Below are 2,025 nucleotides of genomic sequence, written 5' to 3' on the forward strand. Positions count from 1 at the left end.
GGGGACGGGCGGGGAGGCGGTGGATGAGCTGCGGCCGTTGCGGCAGCGGTTGGTCACCGCGGTGGGCCTGGCGGTGCCGGTGATCGCGATGGCCATGGTTCCGGCCTGGCAGTTCGAGTACTGGCAGTGGCTGTCGCTGACGCTGGCCGCGCCGGTGGTGACGTATGCGGCCTGGCCCTTCCACCGGGCGGCGTTCACCAACGCCCGGCACGGCGCCGCCACCATGGACACCCTCATCTCGGTGGGCACCACCGCCGCGTTCCTGTGGTCGCTGTGGGCGCTGTTCCTCGGCACCGCGGGCGAGCCGGGCATGACCCACCCCTTCGAGCTGACCATCGCCCGCAGCGACGGCGCCGGCAACATCTACCTCGAAGCCGCCGCCGGGGTCACCGCGTTCATCCTGGCCGGACGCTACTTCGAGGCCCGCTCCAAACGCACCGCCGGCGCCGCGCTGAAGGCACTGCTGGAACTGGGCGCGAAGGACGTCACCGTGCTGCGCGCCGACGGCAGCGAACACACCATCCCCACCACCGAGCTGACGGTCGGTGACCGCTTCCTGGTGCGTCCGGGGGAGAAGATCGCCACCGACGGCATGGTGGTGGAGGGCACCTCGGCGGTGGACGCCTCGATGCTGACCGGCGAGTCCGTGCCCGTCGAGGTCGGTATCGGTGACAACGTCACCGGAGCGACGATCAACGCGGGGGGCCGCCTCGTCGTCCAGGCCACCCGGATCGGCGCCGACACCCAGCTGGCCCGGATGGCGAAGCTGGTCGAGGACGCGCAGAACGGCAAGGCCGCCGCCCAGCGCCTGGCCGACAGGATCTCCGCCGTGTTCGTGCCCATCGTGATCGCCTTGGCCCTGGGCACGCTGGGGTTCTGGCTCGGCAACGGCGCAGGCCTGACGGCCGCCTTCACCGCCGCCGTCGCCGTCCTGATCATCGCCTGCCCCTGCGCGCTGGGCCTGGCCACCCCCACCGCTCTCATGGTCGGCACCGGACGCGGCGCCCAGCTCGGCATCCTCATCAAAGGCCCCGAAGTCCTGGAATCCACCCGCAAGGTCGACACCATCGTCCTGGACAAGACCGGCACCGTCACCACCGGCCGCATGACCCTGCGCACCATCCACACCACCCACACCACCCACGAAGGTGACGGCACCGGCGAGGGTGACGGCACCGACGAGAGTGAAGTGCTGCGGCTGGCCGGGGCGCTGGAGCACGCCTCCGAACACCCCATCGCCCGCGCCGTCGCGGATGCGGCCCTGGCCAAGCTGGGATCACTGCCCACCCCCGAGGACTTCGCCAACGTGCCCGGCCTCGGAGTGCAGGGCATCGTCGAGGGCCACGCCGTCCTCGTCGGCCGCCAGCGGCTGCTGGCCGAGTGGGCCATCAGCCTGCCCGTGGACCTGGAACGGGCCAAAGCCGAAGCCGAGGCCGCCGGCCGCACCGCCATCACCGTCGCCTGGGACGGCCAGGCACGAGCGGTCCTGGAAGTCGCCGACGCCGTCAAGGACACCAGCCCCGAAGCCATCAAGCGGCTGCGCGCACTGGGCCTGACCCCGATCCTGCTCACCGGCGACAACCAGGCCGTCGCCGCCTCCGTCGCCCAAGAAGTCGGCATCAACCCCGGCGACGTCATCGCCGAAGTACTCCCGCAGGACAAGGTCGACGTCGTCCAACGGCTGCAGAAACAAGGCCGTTCGGTCGCGATGGTCGGTGACGGCGTCAACGACGCCGCCGCCCTCGCCCAGGCCGACCTCGGCCTGGCCATGGGCACCGGCACCGACGCCGCCATCGAGGCCGGCGACCTCACCCTCGTCCGCGGCGACCTGAACGCCGCCGCCGACGCCATCCGCCTGGCCCGCCGCACTCTGAGCACCATCCGCTCCAACCTGTTCTGGGCCTTCGCCTACAACGTCGCCGCCCTCCCCCTCGCCGCCACCGGACTCCTCAACCCCATGATCGCCGGAGCCGCCATGGCCTTCTCCTCCGTCTTCGTCGTCGGCAACTCCCTACGCCTGCGCCG

Annotated in this window: 1 protein-coding gene; it reads left to right on the forward strand. The window is 71.7% G+C overall.

What is annotated here, in order from left to right; translation table 11 throughout:
• Positions 1 to 2,025: copper-translocating P-type ATPase (locus AB0959_RS52935; protein WP_366834206.1), on the forward strand; the 2,025-nt coding region annotated here is incomplete at both ends.

The sequence above is a fragment of the Streptomyces sp. NPDC046862 genome (genome assembly GCF_040704615.1).
Classification (GTDB): domain Bacteria; phylum Actinomycetota; class Actinomycetes; order Streptomycetales; family Streptomycetaceae; genus Streptomyces.